The sequence below is a fragment of the Methylocaldum sp. GT1TLB genome, assembly GCF_051027445.1.
GTDB lineage: Bacteria > Pseudomonadota > Gammaproteobacteria > Methylococcales > Methylococcaceae > Methylocaldum.
In genome coordinates, this window is sequence record NZ_CP194898.1 from 5,115,359 (window position 1) to 5,132,637 (window position 17,279).

Here is a 17,279-nt window from a genome sequence, read left to right on the forward strand (position 1 = left end):
ACAAATCTGCGCGCAGCGGCACGGATCGCTAGCGTGCCGCTGCGCGCAGCAAGTTCAAGCAATCCAGATTGGCGACCATGTCCAGGGCGGTGAAATCGTCCAGGGTCTTGATGCCGGTATCGGCGCCGGCCGCCAGCAAGCGAGCGACGACCGCTGTTTTGCCGGTGGATGCGGCGTACATAAGACAAGTCGCACCGTTCTCGTTCTGATGGTCTACGGCGATGCCCCACTCGATCAAGCGACCTATGACGCCGAGGTTTTCCCCGTAACAGGCCAGCCAGAGGGCATTATTGCCGTCGCTGTTGAGGGGTTCCAGCGAGGCTCCGGCTTCGAGCAGCGCCTCCACGATGGCTTTGTCGCCGAGCCGGCAGGCGTGCATCAGGGGCGTCATCCGGTTGTCGCGGGTTGCCTCGATGTTGTCGGGCGGGAAACCCTGTTCGCTCAGCCAGTCGCGAAGGGCAGGGCTCAAGTCCGCGGAACCCGGCGCGGGCACGGTGGCGCGCCAGGCCTCGTAGCCGTCGATCAGATCGTAGATCGTCTTGAAGCCGAAGTCCCGGAACATTTGCGCATAGGTCTGGCTGGCATTGCCGTGATAGCAGTAGATCAGCACCGGCTGCGATTTGGGCGTCCGCATGAGCACCTGCTCCAGATTGGCACCCGACAGATGCCGAGCGGCTCCTATGCGTCCCGCCGCGAACGAATCCGCGTCTCGCACATCGAAAATCAAGAGCTCCGGCTGTTCCAGCAAAGCTTGGGTTTCGGCGACGTTCAGCCGTCGCCACGCGGTTTCCGCGGTCATAACGTCTCCTCGATATTCAAAGTACTTGCCCGGTTCGTTCATTCCTCGTCCGGAGTCGCCATCCAGCTATAGCCGCCTTGGTCCCAAAGCTGGGCCAGCAGCCGATCGGTGTCGTAGTTCGGGTACTGCGCCTTCACTGTGTCGAATTCCGTGAGAAACGCCGCGACATCGTCCCCCTCGATGTAAGTCGATGCCCGGTCTTCCTTTGAGCGGAGTATGTAGGTGGCGCCGTTTCCGCTGGACAAGAGCGCATACTGTTCGCCTTCCGCCACGACGATTACAGGTTCCTGTGTGTCAGGCATCGCTTGATTCTCCTTCCGCAGTCGTACCATCAGTGATCTTGCTCATGTATCTATCCACCGTAATGCTCAATGAACTGTTCTCGGGATTCGTAAAAAGTCGTACTGTCATGCGCGGATCAGTCCGGATCGCGCCCCGCATAGGGCGGCAGGGTGAGTATCCGCGTGTCGGTCAGCGGGAAACCCACCGTGAAGTGGTACAGGGACTGAAAGGCCCGGCCGGAAAGTCCGAGGAGGTCGTGAAAGACATCGTCGAAATAGCAGCCGATGCCGGTCCCGCGGATGCCGACGGCTTCCGCCTCCAGATAGAGCACCTGGCCCAATAGCCCCGCCTCCCAGAATAATTGCCGATAGCGCCACGTCTGCGCGGCGACGATCGGCTCGAATTCCGCCAGCATCCCCAAGGCGAAAGCGCAGTCCGAGCCGATCGCCTGGTGGCAGTGGAGGGCTCTGGACAGCTTGCCGCAGTCGGCCTCCGCGATCCTGAACAAGGGCAGATGTTCCGGGCAACCCGCCGGCTTGGTCCAGGAGAAATCGCTACGGAAGGCGGCTCTCAGTTCGGGTTCGATCGCGGTCCGGCGCGGAAGGGCATAGAGTCCCGGCTCCAGCCCCTCGACGCGATGCACGAAGAACACCGGGTGCACGCGCGGGGTGAGGTTCCACACGTCCCAGGGCGTAATCCGGCAGGGCAGCAGGGCATCCAGCAGATGGTAAAAGCCCGCGGTGCTCAGTACTTCTCGCCGGTCGAAATGTTGCGCGCTGCGCCTTTGCCGGATGAGCGCGGCAGCCGGCTCCGGGCAATCGGTCCGCCTCGGCGGGTAGGTTTCGATCACGCCGGGTTCGGGCGGAGTGGCGAGCGCTCGGGTTGCTTCCGCGACCTCTTCGATTGTCGGCCAGCGGTACATGGGATGGGGATCGAGCACGTTGGCCCGCCCGCTCCACGCGCTTTCCGGCGGAACCAGCTCCGAGGGATCGAACTTCCCGGAATTCGCGTCGTCGGGATCTGCGATCACTTCGAGCAGCAGCTCCGCTTCCTCCCGCTCGGCTCCGGAAAAGTCCTCGTCCCGATCGAGCCCGAGACCGGCGGCCAATTCGGCAAAGCCGATACCGCTCACCCAACTAAGGCGCCAGCCCAGGGTTGCTGCGGCGTAGCGCAATGCGCCGATGGCATGGCCGGTATCCAGTTGGCAATAGCGGAAGGCCCGTTCGCCGTATTTCCAGGCTTCCCTCCAGTGGATCGAACTCAAGGCGACGAACAGTCGCGGGGCCGTGGAGGGCTCGGCAAACCGGCAGCGCTGCTCCAGGACATGATCGCGGCTGACATAGTGGTACACGCCGTCGGGAACCTCGGGAACCGATAGGCAGACGACATAGCCTTCGGTAGGATGCAGATTGCCGCTGGACGGATTGCAGCGCAGGGCCCAGCGGTCCGGGCCGTACTCTTTCCAGGCCGAGAGTCCCAGGGACAATTCCAGCAAGATACCGACGGTTTCGAGCGAAAGCGCTTGCGGCGTCACGGTTTCGGGTGTAGACAAAGCGCCGAAGGGCGTCGCCAGCCGATCCGCGGCCAAGGGCAGCCGGATCGCGGGGGCGCCCTCGAAACGGCGGAACGGGTCTGGCTGGCTGTCCCAATCGAGCGTTTCCGGTCCCGCGGCATAACGCTCCAGCCGATGCTTGGTCCGCTCGTGATAGGCCAGTACCCGCGCCAGAGCGTCCGATACGGTATTCATGGTTGCGCCCCCGGTAGCTTCATGGCGTCGGCAAAGGATTGCCGACCTACCCGGCGTTCCTCGGTGGTGGGTTGGTAGGTCGGGAATCCTTTCCCGACGCACGCCCTAAAGTCGGCAAAGGATTGCCGACCTACTCGGCGTTCCTCGGTGGCGGATTCGTAGGTCGGGAATCCTTTCCCGACGCAGGCCTTATCAGAATTCATCAGACTGAATGCTTCCCGGCCGGCGTCGGACAGTGTTCGGCGCGCCGGCACTGTTCGAGGTTCGAACCGTCGCTTATCGCCGGAGCCAGACCGATCCAGTCGTGGACGCGCTGCGTGTCGAAACCCGCTTCCCGGCGCTCGCCCACTTGCATCAAAGGCCGTCTTATCAGCAGGGGATCTTCGAGCATGAGAGCCAGCGCTTCCTGTTCACCGAACGCTTCCGGCACCACCTCTCCGGATTTCACTCTGGGCGCCGCCCGGTTGAACCATTCGGACACCGGCTTATCGCCAAAGAACGCGCGCAGATCTTCGGCGGTCCAGCGGGTTTCGAGAAGATTGCGAACGATGAGCTCGTGTCCGGCTTCCAATAACAGGTGCTTCTGCCGGGCGTTATTGGCGCAGCCGGGTTTTTCGTAAAAAAGAATGGTTGCCATGGATTCGATCCGCTTTGTAGGAGAATTCATAGGATGCGCTGAGGTACGAAGCGCCCTTGGACTAGGCTCAGGACAGGCATCACTCGCGAACGATGCGCTTCACTGCGTTCAGCACATCCTACGCCTCTGCTCCGGCTAGCCGACGAACACGGGCGTAATCCCGTCGGTATCGATCAGCACCTCCTCGCCCTCGATCTTCAGGGGATATTCGGCGAGCGTGCAGGGCTTGCCCTTGACACAGGCCCCGGTAGCGCCTTCGAATGCCCAATCGTGGTGCGCGCAGGTCAGGGTTTTGCCATCGAATCGGGCATCGGCCAGCGGCTCCTTGAAATGCGGACACAGCCCCTGAAACGCACGGGGCTGGTCGCCTTGTGGCCAAACCACCAGCATCAGGGTGCGGTTGACCGCCACCACTTCGTATTTTCCCTCCCGGAGTTCGTTCAAGTCGCAGGCTTTCGTAAACATGTTGAAAATCCTCACACGGTAAATGATTTGGACAGAAATCCGGCGGTACCGGACAGGGTGAGACTGGTGGTATCGAACGGAAAGTCGCGGACGTATTCGCTGTTTTCCGGCGGTTTGTGCTTGAAGATCAGCGCCGCCGCGCAGCGTTCGAGCGTTTCGGCATCCATCGGGGCGAAGTTGAAGCAGAGTTCTTCGCCGGTGTCGATGTGGGATTCCCAATCGGCCTGTTTGACGTGATCCTCAAGGCAGTCGCGAACGTTTTCCGAGGCGCCGATATAGATGAGCTTCTGCGGCGAGCAGGTCTGCTTCTTGCCGCTGTAGATACAGGTGTAAACGCAATAGACCCCGGATTTAGCGGGCATCCCTCTCTTTTTCTTTTCTCTCCAATAACCTTCGAACGCGATCGAAAAATTGCCCATGATTTCCGTCCTCTCGAAGTCAAGTGCCGGTTGGCGGAACCCAGCCCGGCGATTGCGCGTGTTCGTCCGCGATTCCGAGCAAGGCGGCGGTCTGCCGCTCGATGTGCCGTACCACCTCGGTGTCCAGGCTTTTCAGCCAGCGCGCGGGGATGGCTGAGACTCCGTAAGCCGCCCCGGCCAGCATGCCGGCGAGCGCGCCGGTGGTGTCGGCGTCATCGCCTTGATTGACGACGCCCACGACGCAGCCGGCGAAGGAGTCCGTGCCGAGGAAAAAATGCAGCACGGTTTGTACGGTGTCGACGATGTAGCCGCTGGCGCGTCCGGGATAGGGATCGAAGCAGAATTCCGGATGGGTCTCGACCAGCGCCGCGACGAGCGGACGGCAGTCTTCCGGCGAGCCGCCGCAAACCAGGCGCTGCACCATGCGGCCCAGAGTCAGCGTGGCCGCGTCGGAGAGCGGATGGTGGTGGGTGAAATGGCACTGCTCCAGCGTCCACAGGGAGAAGGCGTCCGCATCCCCCAAGGTGGCGAGGGCCACCGGCAGGTTGCGCATGCAGGCGCCGTTGCCTGCGTCGCCGGGGTTCGGAGGTCCGGAAAGGCTTCCGTCCAGCAGATAGCGGCGAATGCCGCGGCGGCAGGTGTTGCCCACGTCCGGCGGTTTTCGCTTGAGCCACGCGGCGAAGGCTTCCGCCACGGCCTTGAGGTCCCAGCCGCCGCTTTCGATGATCGCCCCGCCCAGTGCCAGGGACATTTCGGTATCGTCGGTCACCTGTCCGGCTTTGAGTTTGAGCCAGCCGCCGCCGACGATCTTGTCGTGGACGCCGTATTGATGCCGGATTTCCCGCGGCGTCATGAACTCCACGGTGGCGCCCAGAGCGTCGCCGACGGCGAGTCCCAAATAAGCACCGAGGGCGCGGTCATGGAGTAGTTGCGTGTCCATCAGTAGTAGGAGGCCTTGACCCGATACTCGCCGCCGATGACCAGGTATTCCCATTCGCCTTTGAGCGGATGGCGCGGCAAAAGGTTATTGAAGAAGAAGATTTTCACCACGGGCACCTGTACCTCCAGGATGAAGTCGCCGAACTCGCAGGCGGTCTCCCGGTTTGCCGTGAACGACACCAGGTTGTTGAGCCGCACATTGAGCCAGCGGCCCTCGCGGGGACCGATCTGACGCTGTTCGTCGAAGTGATTCTCGCCCCGGTATAGGGTGACATGGCGTCGACCCCACAAGCCGAAACGGGCGATGGCCCATTGGCAGAATTCATACATCAGGTCGAGCTGGAGATTGATGCTGTTGTTGTGGAAACGGCTCGACATCTTTTCCTCGATATAGGCGATCCAGGCCGGAGAGGTGAAGCGCGTCAAGGGCTCCTTGTGGAAGGTCGGAAACAGGCCGAAGCGGCTTTCCACCCAGCCCTTGAGAACCGCGCCCTGGGGATTGTTGGAATCGAACCCCCAGCCGCTCAAGAGCTTCAGATAGCTGGAACGGAAGCGGCGCGGACCGGTACCGTCCTGCCCGGCCGGCGGTTCGCCGTTGAGGCCGAACAGGACGTACATGTATTCCTGAAAGATCTCCGCCGCCGTTTGAGCGTCCTCGGCTTCCCTGAGCCGATCGAACAATCCGTAATTCGCTTCCCGCACGCCGCTGATATGCAGCGGCAGCGGGTGCTCGTTGAATGCCGTGCTGGCCAAGAGCCCGGTCGGGACGCCTACCAGATTGGTGCTGTGACCGATGCGGGCGATGTCTTGCGCCATGCAAGGGCGAATCCCATTCCGTCTAAACGGGCCGATTCTCGGGGATCTTGATCGGCCCCATGATCTTCAGGCCTTCCTCGAAGGTGATTTCCGGAAACTTCTCGGTGAACTCGGCGGCGGCGTCGGCGATGATCTGCAGCTTGCCGGCGGTGTCGAGCTTTTTCAGATCGCCGCGATCGATGTTGAACAAGTCGCGGAGTTCGTTGTACACGGTCGCTTCCTCCAGCGGCAGCACCCAGAAGGTGGTCCCGCCGTAAGCGATCTGATAGCGGCTCGAGATATCCAGGTTGCCGGCGAAGAAGAAATATTTTCCGGTGGGCGACAGCTTGTCCCCCACGACCTCGCACAACAGCTTGAGGTGCTCCAGGGACAGCGCCACGCCCGCCAGAAACGGGATGGTCGGCTCGCCGGCCTTGGCGACGATCATGACCTGATCGAAGCGGATCTCAGGGGGCCGCGCCTCATCGCTGAATTGTTGCGCGAACTTCAAGGCGATCTCGCCCCGGAAACCGAAATATCCCGGTTTGGTCTCTCCCTTGAAAACCGGAGAGATGAGACGCTTTTCGGCGTCCAGGCTGGCGAGAGGTGTTTCGGTGATAGTGGTCATAACACTCCTTCAGGGTTGGTTGCGAAGAAAATCTGCGGTTTTGAAAAAAGAAGCGGCGAGTTGGGCTCGCAGATCGGCGTTGGAAACTTGCTCCTCCAGCGCCCGGTTCATGCAAGCCATCCAGGCATCCCGCGCGGCGGTGTCGATGGGGAAGGGCAGATGCTTCTGCCGAAGCCGTGGCGGTCCATGGCGCTCGGCATACAGCGGCGGGCCGCCGAGCCAGCCGGACAGAAACAGGAACAGCTTCTCCTTGGCCGGAGCGAGATCCGGAGGATGCATCGCCCGAATGGCCCGCGCTTCGGGCAGCTCGTCCATCAACTGGTAGAAACGCTCGACCAAGCGGCGTACGGCTTGCTCACCCCCGATCTGGCGGTAGTGAGGATTGTCGACCGACGCCGGAAGCGTGACCGCCGTGGCGAGTGGAAGCGTGGGCGACCGTTTCACACCACTTGAACCGGTATGCTCAGTTTCACCTTGCGTCCCAACTGCGCATCGACCTTTTGCCGGGTCTTTTCGATGGTCAGGGGTTTCGGCAGGATGGAATTCACGCCGTTCTTGAGACATTCCTTGGCCAGGGGATCGGTTGCGGAGTCCGCGACCAGGATGATCTTGAGGTCGGCAATCTTCGACCGGATATCCGCCAGGACTTCGATGCCTTTTTCCTGCACGATGCCTATCCCTAAAAGCAGCACGTCCGGTTTCCAGTCCTTCGCCTTGGCATAGGCGGCGTCCAGGCTGGACAACTCGTGCGTTTCGATTTCGTCGTGAAGCATGAACTGTAGGGCCGCGCTGGTGATTTCGTCGCTGTCGACGACGAACACCCGTCTGTTGTCCACGGCCCTTTCTGTGTCTACACCGATCTGCATGGGCTACTCCTCGAGTGTATTGAAGCGATCGCGCAAGCGGCGGGAAATATTCTCGGACTGCCATAAGGCATAGGAGACGACCCGCGCACGCTCACGAGTGACGCCTAACCTTTAGCAATCTTCGTTCCATTAGCTCGGCGGGAGCTGACGGCGGCCGAAGTGCCTGATTTTCCGTTTATCGGGCGATCGACATTGGATTCGGAGCAGTCCGGATCGTTTGTATCGTTCCTTACAAACCGTATGGTTTTGTCCGGTTAGTAACACCTGATCGCTGCTCGAAAAGCTACAAAAACGGCGAGGAATGGGAAATTTTCAGCTGAATAAACAAGAGCTTAAGTGTTGTGTTTTGCGTGTGGCACAGTCGTTGCTCGGTAGCTGTCGACCAGTACTCGTCCATTCACCGAAAGAAACGGTGAGCGGCAGAAGAAAAAAAAGAAAAGCTCGCCGTGTTTGAGCCAGACATTTTTTCTTTCGGCGGATTTGCTGGCCACAGAGGTTTTATCGATCAACGTGTTTATTGACTGGAGATTGATCATGTCAGATTTGAGACAAATCGCTTTTTACGGGAAAGGCGGCATCGGCAAATCCACCACTTCCCAAAACACCCTGGCGGCTCTGGCCGAAATGGGTCAGCGCATCCTGATCGTCGGCTGCGACCCGAAAGCCGACTCCACCCGTCTGATCCTTCACGCAAAGGCGCAGGATACCATCCTCAGCCTCGCGGCCGCTGCCGGCAGCGTAGAAGACCTCGAGCTCGAGGACGTAATGAAAGTCGGCTATCGCGACATCCGTTGCGTTGAATCGGGTGGTCCGGAGCCGGGCGTCGGCTGCGCAGGTCGCGGCGTTATCACCTCCATCAACTTCCTGGAGGAAGAAGGCGCCTACGAGGACATCGACTACGTCTCCTATGACGTACTCGGCGACGTCGTGTGCGGCGGTTTCGCGATGCCCATCCGCGAAAACAAGGCGCAGGAAATCTACATCGTCATGTCCGGCGAAATGATGGCCATGTACGCGGCCAACAACATTTCCAAGGGCATTCTGAAATACGCCAACTCGGGCGGCGTACGTTTGGGCGGCTTGGTCTGCAACGAACGTCAGACCGATAAGGAGCTGGAATTGGCAGAAGCTTTGGCCGGTAAGCTCGGCACCAAGCTGATCCACTTCGTGCCGCGCGACAACATCGTGCAGCACGCGGAACTCCGCCGCATGACCGTCATGGAATATGCTCCGGATTCGAAGCAGGCCAACGAGTACCGTCAGTTGGCTCAGAAGATCCACAACAATTCCGGCAACGGCATCATCCCGACCCCGATCACCATGGACGAGCTCGAGGATCTCTTGATGGCCCACGGCATCATGAAGCAGATCGACGAGTCGCAGGTCGGCAAGACCGCGGCGGAAATCGCGGCGTAAGAAGTTGGTTGGGGAGCGGGACCTCACGGCAAACGATCCGCCCGGCCCGCTCCTCTCCTTCAAGCGTCATCCATCCAACAACTGAATCTGGAGAGCAACATGAGCCTCACAGTTGAGCAAACCAAACAGAGAAACAAGGAACTCATTAGCGAGGTCCTGTCGGTCTACCCGGAGAAGACCGCGAAAAGGCGTGCCAAGCACCTCGGCACATTTGAGGAAGGCAAGCCCGACTGCGGGGTGAAATCCAATGTCAAGTCGATCCCCGGGGTCATGACCATCCGCGGCTGCGCTTACGCCGGCTCCAAGGGTGTGGTCTGGGGTCCCATCAAGGACATGATCCACATCAGCCACGGTCCGGTCGGTTGCGGCCAGTACTCCTGGGCATCGCGCCGCAATTACTACATCGGCACCACCGGCATCGACACCTTCGTCACGATGCAGTTCACCTCCGACTTCCAGGAGAAGGACATCGTCTTCGGCGGCGACAAGAAGCTGGAGAAAATCATCGACGAGATCCAGGATCTGTTCCCGCTGAACCACGGCATCACCGTGCAGTCGGAGTGCCCGATCGGTCTCATCGGCGACGACATCGAAGCGGTCTCCAAGAAAAAATCCAAGGAATACGACGGCAAGACCATAGTGCCGGTGCGCTGCGAAGGTTTCCGCGGCGTTTCGCAGTCCTTGGGCCACCACATCGCAAACGACTCGATCCGCGACTGGGTATTCGACAAGTCGGGCGACAAGCATCCCGAGTTCAAGACCACGCCTTACGACGTATCCATCATCGGCGACTACAACATCGGCGGTGATGCCTGGGCGTCCCGCATCCTGCTCGAGGAAATGGGTCTCCGCGTGATCGCCCAATGGTCCGGCGACGGTTCCCTGGCCGAATTGGAGAACACTCCGAAGGCCAAGCTGAACGTGCTCCACTGCTACCGCTCGATGAACTACATCTCGCGTCACATGGAAGAGAAGTACGGGATTCCGTGGGTGGAATACAACTTCTTCGGCCCGACCAAGATCGAGGAGTCGTTGCGCAATATCGCCAGCCACTTCGACGACAAGATCAAGGAAGGTGCCGAGCGCGTCATCGCGAAGTACCGTCCGCTGATGGATGCGGTGATCGCCAAGTACCGTCCGCGTCTGGAAGGCAAGAAAGTCATGCTGTTCGTCGGCGGCCTGCGCCCGCGTCACGTGATCGGCGCTTACGAGGATCTCGGCATGGAAATCGTCGGTACCGGCTACGAGTTCGGCCACAACGACGACTACCAGCGTACCACTCACTACGTCAAGGACGGCACCCTGATCTACGACGACGTGACTGGCTTTGAGTTCGAGAAGTTCGTCGAAGCGATCCAGCCCGACCTGGTCGGTTCGGGTATCAAGGAAAAGTACGTCTTCCAGAAGATGGGCGTGCCGTTCCGTCAGATGCACTCCTGGGATTATTCGGGTCCTTACCACGGCTATGACGGCTTCGCCATCTTCGCCCGCGACATGGACATGGCCATCAACAATCCGGTCTGGAGTTTGGCCAAGACACCCTGGAAACGGAACGGGGCCCACGCCTAGTCCGGTGAGGGAGAGTAGGGTGCGCCGCGCGCACCATCCAGACCGACCCGGTGCGCACGTCGCACCCTACAACCGCTACTTTGGAGTTACATCATGAGCCAGAATGCAGAGAAGGTGCTCGATCACTTCAACCTGTTCCGCCAACCGGAATATGTGGAATTGTTCGAGAACAAAAAGAAAGAATTCGAATTCGCCGAATCGGACGATAAAGTCGAGGAGGTGAGGGAATGGGCCAAGACCTGGGAATACCGGGAGAAGAACTTTGCCCGCGAAGCCCTGACGGTCAATCCGGCCAAGGCCTGCCAACCGTTGGGTGCGGTGTTCGCCGCCGTGGGATTCGAGGGGACCATTCCCTTCGTGCACGGTTCGCAAGGTTGCGTCGCCTACTACCGCAGCCACTTCAGCCGCCATTTCAAGGAACCGTCGTCGTGCGTGTCTTCGTCCATGACCGAAGATGCCGCAGTATTCGGGGGCTTGAGCAACATGGTCGACGGCTTGGCCAACACGTACAACATGTACCAGCCGAAGATGATCTCGGTATCGACCACCTGCATGGCTGAAGTGATCGGCGACGACCTCAACGCCTTCATAAAGACCGCCAAGGAAAAGGGCAGCCTGCCGGCGGAATTCGATGTGCCTTTCGCCCATACCCCGGCCTTCGTCGGCAGCCATATCACCGGCTACGACAACGTGCTCAAGGGTATTTTGTGGCACTTCTGGGACGGCAAGGCGGGTACCACGGCTCCCTTGACGCGCGTGCCCAACGAGAAGATCAACTTCATCGGCGGTTTCGACGGCTACACGGTCGGCAATCTGCGTGAAGTCAAACGCATCTTCGATCTGATGGGCGTCGAATACACCATTCTCGCGGATAACAGCGACGTTTGGGATACGCCCACCGACGGCACCTTCCGCATGTACGACGGCGGCACCACTCTGGAAGAAACCGCTAACGCTCTGCACGCCAAGGCAACCATCTCCATGCAGGAATTCAGCACGGAAAAGACCCTGCCGTTCATCGCGGAGCACGGCCAGGAAACGGTCGCGTTCAATCATCCCATCGGCGTAAAGGCGACCGACGCATTCCTGATGGAGATCTCGCGCATCACCGGCAAGCCGATTCCGGAAGCCCTGGAGAAGGAACGCGGACGCCTGGTGGATGCGATCGCCGATTCGACCGCGCACATTCACGGTCAGAAGTTCGCCATCTACGGCGACCCCGACCTCTGCCTGGGGTTGGCCGCCTTCTTGCTCGAACTGGGGGCCGAACCGACCCACGTGCTGGCCACCAACGGCGGTAAAGCCTGGGAAAAGAAGGTGCAGGAGCTGTTCGATTCCTCGCCCTTCGGCAAGAACTGCCACGTGTACGCCGGCAAGGATCTGTGGCACATGCGCTCGCTGCTGTTCACCGAGCCGGTCGACTTCCTGATCGGCAACACCTATGGCAAGTACCTGGAGCGCGACACCGGAACCCCGCTGATCCGCATCGGCTTCCCGGTATTCGATCGGCATCACCATCACCGCTATCCGGTATGGGGCTACCAAGGCGCGATGAACGTTCTCGTCTGGATTCTGGACAAGATCTTCGACGAGATGGACAAGAACACCATCGTGCCGGCCAAAACCGACTACAGCTACGACATCATTCGGTAGGGTTGGAAGCTATCAGGTCGGACACATCCAGAGTCGTAGGGCGGGTTAGCGGAGCGTAACCCGCCTATCGCGGAATCGGCGGGTTACGCCGGATTACCGGCTAACCCGCCCTACGGCACTTTTTAACCAAGCAGAGGATTATTAATGGCTAATGTGACTTTCAGTTCGCCCGCGATGCGCAAGGACGTCACGGTGTATGCCACCGCCGGCGACTGCCATACGCTGCTCGCGGTGGCGCAGAAGAACAAGATTCCCATCCATTTCGAGTGCGAAAACGGGGAATGCGGTTCCTGCGCCGTGGAAGTTACGGTTCTTTCCGACAAGCTGCCCATGGGCATGCACTTGACCGAAAAGGAAAAGACCGTGCTCCGGCTGGCCGGAAAAATCACCCGAGAGCAGATCGAGCAGGCGGAACTGACGGACGAACCGCCGCCCTGGCGGCTGGCCTGCCAGTACATCGTCCGTGACGAGGACATCGTAGTGCGATTCTAAAGGGCCGATAGCCTAAGCCGGAGGGGTTATGAGCAGCTTGAACGATATGGTCGTAGGTCGGCAATCCTTTGCCGACGAAGGCGTCGGGAAGAGATTCCCGACCTACTCTAGGGCACCTCGAAAAACCTACTGCGCGCCCCCATGTGCTGCGTTGCGCGGTGCTCGGAATCCTCATGTACTCCATGTACACTCCGGTTCCTGTGCTCCGGGCGCCTTGCACTCGGGGCGCTCGCGACGGTTTTTCGAGGTGCCCCTACTGTCGCAGCGCCCTGGAGAGCGGAGTAACCCATGAGCAGCTTATCCAACAAGATTCAAGACGTTTTCAACGAGCCCGGTTGCGGAAAAAACCAGGGCAAGTCGGAAAAGGAGCGCAAGAAAGGCTGCACGAAGCAGTTGCAGCCTGGCGGAGCGGCCGGCGGTTGCGCTTTCGACGGCGCCAAGATCGCGTTGCAGCCCATCACCGACGTGGCTCACCTGGTTCACGGGCCCATCGCCTGCGAGGGCAACTCCTGGGACAACCGCGGCTCCAAATCCTCCGGCTCCAATCTCTGGCGCACCGGCTTCACCACCGACATCAACGAAACCGACGTGGTTTTCGGCGGCGAGAAGCGACTGTTCAAATCGATCAAGGAAATCATCGACAAATACGATCCGCCGGCGGTCTTCGTCTACCAGACCTGCGTGCCGGCCATGATCGGCGACGATATCGAAGCCGTGTGCAAAGCGGCCTCGAAAAAATTCGGGAAGCCGGTCGTACCGGTCAATTCGCCCGGCTTCGTGGGTCCCAAGAACCTCGGCAACAAACTGGCGGGCGAGGCCATCCTCGACCACGTCATCGGCACCGAGGAGCCCGAACACACCACGCCTTACGACATCAACATCATCGGCGAATACAACCTTTCCGGCGAGCTGTGGCAGGTCAAGCCGCTGCTGGACGAGCTCGGCATCCGCATCCTGTGCTGCATCTCCGGCGACGCCAAATACAAGGACGTGGCCAGCTCCCACCGCGCCAGGGCGGCCATGATGGTGTGCTCGAAATCCATGATCAACATCGCCCGCAAGATGGAGGAACGCTACGAAATTCCGTTCTTCGAAGGCTCCTTCTACGGCATCGAGGATACCAGCGAGGCGCTTCGGGAAATCTCGCGCCTGCTGATCGAGCGCGGCGCGCCCGCCGAACTCATGGAACGCACCGAAGCCCTGATCGCCCGGGAGGAAGCGCGGGCGTGGGCCGCCATCGAGCCGTACAAGAAGCGCCTGACCGGCAAAAAGGTGCTGCTCATCACCGGCGGCGTGAAATCCTGGTCGGTGGTGGCCGCGCTTCAGGAAGCCGGCATGGAGATCGTCGGGACCAGCGTCAAGAAGTCGACCAAGGAAGACAAGGAGCGGATCAAGGAGATCATGGGCGAAGACGCCCACATGATCGACGACATGACGCCGCGCGAAATGTACAAGATGCTCAAGGATGCCAAGGCCGACATCATGCTGTCCGGGGGCCGTTCGCAGTTCGTCGCCCTCAAGGCCAAGATGCCGTGGCTGGACATCAACCAGGAACGCCATCACGCCTATATGGGTTACGTCGGCATGGTCGAACTGGTCAAGGAAATCGACAAGGCGCTGTACAACCCGGTCTGGGAACAGGTGCGGAAGCGCGCGCCCTGGGAAGAAGCGACGTGGGAAGAGGTGGCCGATTCCGCCATCGCCGCCGAGGCGGCTGTCTTGGCCGCGAATCCTGAACTGGCTCGCGAAAAACGCCGTTCCACTCCGGTTTGCAATTGCAAATCGGTCGCTCGCGGCGCTATCGAGGACGCCATCGTCGAGCATGGATTGAGCTCGGCGGACGCGGTGTCGGAAAAGACCCAGGCGGGAACGGGCTGCGGCAGTTGCAAAGGCAAGCTGGAAAAGATTCTCGAAACGATGGACCACTGGCACCCGGACGCAGGGAAAGCCGCGTCGCAAGCTCAGCAGGCCGCATGAGGTAACGCCATGGCCACCGTGATCACCCCGAAGAAATCCTGCTCGGTCAACCCCTTGAAGATGAGCCAGCCGATCGGCAGCGCGCTCGCTTTCATGGGGATCAAGAACTGCATGCCGCTTTTCCACGGCTCGCAGGGCTGCACCTCGTTCGGACTGGTCCTGTTCGTGCGGCATTTCAAGGAAGCGATTCCGTTGCAGACTACCGCCATGAGCGAAGTGGCGACCGTGCTCGGCGGACTCGAAAACGTGGAGCAGGCGGTCATCACGATCGCCAACCGGCAAAAGCCTTCCATCATCGGCATCTCGTCGACCGGCGTGACCGAGACCAAGGGCGACGACGTGGACGCCTATATCAAGCTGATCCGGGAGAAGCATCCCGAGCTGGACCACATCGCTCTTGTTTATGTGTCGACGCCCGATTTCAAGGACGCGTTTCAGGACGGCTGGGCCAAGACCGTGACCAAGCTGGTCGAGCAACTGGTCGAACCGGTTCCGGTCGGCGCCGCGCGCCTTCCCAACCGGGTGAATCTTTTGCCGGGCGCCCATCTTACGCCCGGAGACATCGACGAACTCCGCGACGTGCTCGAAGCCTTCGGCCTTGAGGTCCTGGTCCTGCCGGACCTCTCGGGCTCCCTGGACGGCCACATCCCTGACGATTTCACGCCGACCACCCTGGGCGGCATTTCCCTGGAAGAAATCGCTAGCCTCGGACGATCCGCGCATACCATCGCGGTCGGCGAACAGATGCGCGAGGCCGCGGTCGCCCTGGAAGCCAAGACCGGGGTTCCCTACACCCTGTTCGATCGGCTCACGGGGCTCGAGCCGAACGATGCGCTAATCAGCCTGTGTGCCCGAATCAGCGGACGGCTGGTTCCGACCAAGATCCGCCGCCAGCGCGGCCAGCTGGTCGACGCCATGCTCGACGGCCATTTCCATTTCGGCGGCAAGAAAATCGCCATAGGCGCCGAGCCCGACTTGCTCTGGACCCTGAGCGAATGGGCCAGGGAACTCGGCGCCGAAACCGCCGCGGCGGTGACGACCACGGCCTCTCCGCTGCTGGAGCGAATCTCCACAGAGGAAGTCCTGATCGGCGACTTGGAAGACCTGGAAGCTCGCGGCGCCGGCTGCGATCTTCTGATGACTCACTCTCACGGGAGGCAAGCGGCGGAAAGACTGAAGATTCCGTTCTACCGCATCGGCATCCCCATGTTCGATCGACTAGGCGCCGCGCATCAGACCATCGTCGGTTATCGCGGGACCCGCAACCTCATTTTCGAGATTGCCAATATGTTCATCGCCAACGGCCATGAGCCCACGCCTGAAACCTGGTATCGACCCGAGGAGGCTGCGGAAAAACCTACTGCGCACCCCGATGACGGCGTCGCGCGGTGCTCGGACCAATCCGCCGGGAGCGGATTGGGACGTGCAGCGCACGGGGCCTTGCCCGAGCCGCAAGGATGCGGCGAGCACTCCTCATGTACCTCCACGTACACTCCGGGTCCTGTGCTCCGGGCTCCTTGTCCTCAGGGTGCTCGCGACGGTTTTTCCGCAACCTCTGAGGAGAACGAACGTGCTGGCACGGCGGCGGTTGCGGCTCATTAAGCCGGAAGCTCAATCAAACGAATCCTTTTATCGCGGAGGAAGCATGAAGGTCGCATTCTCTACCCAAGACCTACAACGGGTCGACGCCCATTTCGGATGGGCCAAGAACATCGCCATCTATGAATTGTCGGCGGAGGGCTATCGCTTCCTCGAAGCCGTGCAATTCGAGGGCGACCTGCAGGAAGACGGCAACGAAGACAAGCTGGCTCCGAAGCTCGAAGCCATCAAGGACTGCGCAATTCTTTACGTCGCCGCCATCGGCGGTTCCGGCGCGGCGCGGGTGGTGGCCCAGGGCATACATCCCATGAAGGTTCCGCAGCCCGAGCCTATCACCGATCTCTTGGACAAACTCCAGCAGGTCCTCAAAGGCACTCCGCCGCCCTGGCTCCGCAAGGTGCTGGCGAAGGAAGGCAAGGGGCAGGACCGTGAATTCGATTTTGAAGAAGAAGAGGTGGAACATGGCTGAAGCATTGGCAGTAAAAACCGAAGGCGCGGCATCGCCCATGGAGTCGGCGTTCATCAAGGAATTGGTCAAGCAATGGCGCGCGCAGGATTCCTACGGCACCTGGGACGGCAAGAGCGACGAAATGCTGCTCGAGCCTTACATCCTCACCAAGGAGAAGCGGCAGGCGATTCCCATCGTCGGCGATCCCGACCCCGAGACCTTGTGGCGTCTGGACCTGTTCTATAACGCCGTCGGCCTTTCCATCGAGCGGGCCAGCGGGGTCATGGTCACGCCCATGATGAAGATGTCGCACGAAGGCTTCGGCCGCATGGTACTGATCGCCGGCCGGCTGATCGTGGTGAACAAGCAGTTGCGCGACGTTCACCGGTTCGGATTTCCGTCCATGGAAAAACTCGCGGAGGAAGGCGAGAAACTGGTGTCCGCGGGAGTGGACATGATCAACAAATATTCCGAAGTGGCCCGCTACAGTTGAGAACAACGTAGGGTGGGTCAGGCCGGACCCGGCCGTAACCCGCCGGAAACCGCGA

Annotated in this window: 19 protein-coding genes; 8 read left to right on the plus strand and 11 right to left on the minus strand. The window is 60.5% G+C overall.

Annotated features, from left to right (window positions below):
• Positions 1 to 28: 28 nt before the first annotated feature.
• The 11 genes from ACR2R1_RS22680 to ACR2R1_RS22730 all read right to left on the minus strand — a co-directional run bounded on the left by ACR2R1_RS22680 (position 29) and on the right by ACR2R1_RS22730 (position 7,577).
• The gene (locus ACR2R1_RS22680; RefSeq protein ID WP_434112079.1) at positions 29 to 799 is read right to left on the minus strand and encodes a rhodanese-like domain-containing protein; all 771 of its coding nucleotides are present in this window, start codon (positions 797 to 799) and stop codon (positions 29 to 31) included.
• 38 nt (positions 800 to 837) lie between these two features.
• A complete protein-coding gene (locus ACR2R1_RS22685; protein ID WP_077729053.1) occupies positions 838 to 1,101 on the minus strand; it encodes a hypothetical protein in 264 nt (87 codons plus the stop codon).
• A 116-nt stretch (positions 1,102 to 1,217) separates the two neighbouring features.
• Complete coding sequence (locus ACR2R1_RS22690) at positions 1,218 to 2,828, minus strand: SagB/ThcOx family dehydrogenase (protein ID WP_434112081.1); 1,611 nt, start codon at positions 2,826 to 2,828, stop codon at positions 1,218 to 1,220.
• Between the two features lie 202 nt (positions 2,829 to 3,030).
• On the minus strand, positions 3,031 to 3,465 hold the full coding sequence (locus ACR2R1_RS22695) for an ArsC/Spx/MgsR family protein (protein ID WP_434112083.1): 435 nt from the start codon (positions 3,463 to 3,465) through the stop codon (positions 3,031 to 3,033).
• 135 nt (positions 3,466 to 3,600) lie between these two features.
• A complete protein-coding gene (locus ACR2R1_RS22700) occupies positions 3,601 to 3,930 on the minus strand; it encodes a Rieske 2Fe-2S domain-containing protein (RefSeq protein WP_077729056.1) in 330 nt (109 codons plus the stop codon).
• Positions 3,931 to 3,941: 11 nt separating this feature from the next.
• Positions 3,942 to 4,292 (minus strand): GIY-YIG nuclease family protein, encoded by a 351-nt coding sequence (locus tag ACR2R1_RS22705; RefSeq protein ID WP_434112085.1) that lies wholly within the window; start codon positions 4,290 to 4,292, stop codon positions 3,942 to 3,944.
• A gap of 76 nt (positions 4,293 to 4,368) precedes the next feature.
• The gene (draG, locus tag ACR2R1_RS22710; RefSeq protein WP_434112087.1) at positions 4,369 to 5,289 is read right to left on the minus strand and encodes an ADP-ribosyl-[dinitrogen reductase] hydrolase; all 921 of its coding nucleotides are present in this window, start codon (positions 5,287 to 5,289) and stop codon (positions 4,369 to 4,371) included.
• Positions 5,289 to 6,104, minus strand: coding sequence for an NAD(+)--dinitrogen-reductase ADP-D-ribosyltransferase (locus tag ACR2R1_RS22715; protein ID WP_077729059.1), 816 nt, complete (start codon positions 6,102 to 6,104; stop codon positions 5,289 to 5,291). The genes draG and ACR2R1_RS22715 overlap by 1 nt, the downstream gene beginning before the upstream one ends.
• Before the next feature lie 22 nt (positions 6,105 to 6,126).
• A complete protein-coding gene (locus tag ACR2R1_RS22720; protein ID WP_347258238.1) occupies positions 6,127 to 6,711 on the minus strand; it encodes a hypothetical protein in 585 nt (194 codons plus the stop codon).
• Positions 6,712 to 6,720: 9 nt separating this feature from the next.
• Complete coding sequence (locus ACR2R1_RS22725; protein ID WP_347258239.1) at positions 6,721 to 7,155, minus strand: group II truncated hemoglobin; 435 nt, start codon at positions 7,153 to 7,155, stop codon at positions 6,721 to 6,723.
• Positions 7,152 to 7,577, minus strand: a complete 426-nt coding sequence (locus ACR2R1_RS22730; RefSeq protein ID WP_077729062.1) for a response regulator — start codon at positions 7,575 to 7,577, stop codon at positions 7,152 to 7,154. Before ACR2R1_RS22730 ends, ACR2R1_RS22725 begins: the two co-directional genes overlap by 4 nt.
• 534 nt (positions 7,578 to 8,111) lie before the next feature.
• Here ACR2R1_RS22730 and nifH point away from each other — a divergent pair.
• The 8 genes from nifH (at position 8,112) to ACR2R1_RS22770 (ending at position 17,224) form a co-directional block, all read left to right on the plus strand.
• Complete coding sequence (nifH, locus tag ACR2R1_RS22735) at positions 8,112 to 8,993, plus strand: nitrogenase iron protein (RefSeq protein ID WP_077729123.1); 882 nt, start codon at positions 8,112 to 8,114, stop codon at positions 8,991 to 8,993.
• Between the two features lie 99 nt (positions 8,994 to 9,092).
• Positions 9,093 to 10,562, plus strand: a complete 1,470-nt coding sequence (gene nifD / locus ACR2R1_RS22740; protein ID WP_077729063.1) for a nitrogenase molybdenum-iron protein alpha chain — start codon at positions 9,093 to 9,095, stop codon at positions 10,560 to 10,562.
• Between the two features lie 93 nt (positions 10,563 to 10,655).
• Complete coding sequence (gene nifK, locus ACR2R1_RS22745; protein WP_077729064.1) at positions 10,656 to 12,215, plus strand: nitrogenase molybdenum-iron protein subunit beta; 1,560 nt, start codon at positions 10,656 to 10,658, stop codon at positions 12,213 to 12,215.
• Between the two features lie 144 nt (positions 12,216 to 12,359).
• The gene (locus ACR2R1_RS22750; protein WP_077729065.1) at positions 12,360 to 12,707 is read left to right on the plus strand and encodes a 2Fe-2S iron-sulfur cluster-binding protein; all 348 of its coding nucleotides are present in this window, start codon (positions 12,360 to 12,362) and stop codon (positions 12,705 to 12,707) included.
• Between the two features lie 288 nt (positions 12,708 to 12,995).
• Positions 12,996 to 14,684, plus strand: a complete 1,689-nt coding sequence (nifE, locus tag ACR2R1_RS22755; protein WP_156879330.1) for a nitrogenase iron-molybdenum cofactor biosynthesis protein NifE — start codon at positions 12,996 to 12,998, stop codon at positions 14,682 to 14,684.
• Positions 14,685 to 14,693: 9 nt separating this feature from the next.
• A complete protein-coding gene (gene nifN / locus ACR2R1_RS22760; protein WP_434112091.1) occupies positions 14,694 to 16,286 on the plus strand; it encodes a nitrogenase iron-molybdenum cofactor biosynthesis protein NifN in 1,593 nt (530 codons plus the stop codon).
• Between the two features lie 43 nt (positions 16,287 to 16,329).
• Positions 16,330 to 16,752, plus strand: coding sequence for a nitrogen fixation protein NifX (gene nifX, locus ACR2R1_RS22765; protein ID WP_077729124.1), 423 nt, complete (start codon positions 16,330 to 16,332; stop codon positions 16,750 to 16,752).
• Positions 16,745 to 17,224, plus strand: a complete 480-nt coding sequence (locus ACR2R1_RS22770; RefSeq protein ID WP_434112093.1) for a NifX-associated nitrogen fixation protein — start codon at positions 16,745 to 16,747, stop codon at positions 17,222 to 17,224. Before nifX ends, ACR2R1_RS22770 begins: the two co-directional genes overlap by 8 nt.
• The last annotated feature ends 55 nt before the right edge of the window (positions 17,225 to 17,279 follow it).